Annotated in this window: 1 rRNA gene; it reads right to left on the bottom strand. The window is 46.5% G+C overall.

The annotated features are described in order from the left end of the window. Positions 1 to 175: 175 nt before the first annotated feature. Positions 176 to 256: ribosomal RNA gene (locus WA302_RS25225) — 16S ribosomal RNA — on the bottom strand; the annotation flags it as partial.

Below are 256 nucleotides of genomic sequence, written 5' to 3'. Positions count from 1 at the left end.
AAAGGGCAGTGTCCTAGGCCTCTAGACGATGGGGACACGAAAATCCGATTAAACTGAATAACTTAATCGGTTCGTATCAGCATGAATGACTCATGGCATCAACAGGTAGCGCTTTGCTCGTTACTTTTCATCAGACAATCTGTGTGAGCACGCCACTCGAAGCAATATCTTTAGGTAAGGAGGTGATCCAACCGCAGGTTCCCCTACGGTTACCTTGTTACGACTTCACCCCAGTCATGAATCACAAAGTGGTAAG

It is taken from the genome of Serratia sp. 201 (assembly GCF_037027545.1).
Lineage (GTDB): Bacteria > Pseudomonadota > Gammaproteobacteria > Enterobacterales > Enterobacteriaceae > Serratia > Serratia bockelmannii.
The sequence above is the reverse complement of the archived record's forward strand: the minus strand, read 5'-3'. Positions and strand labels throughout refer to the sequence as shown.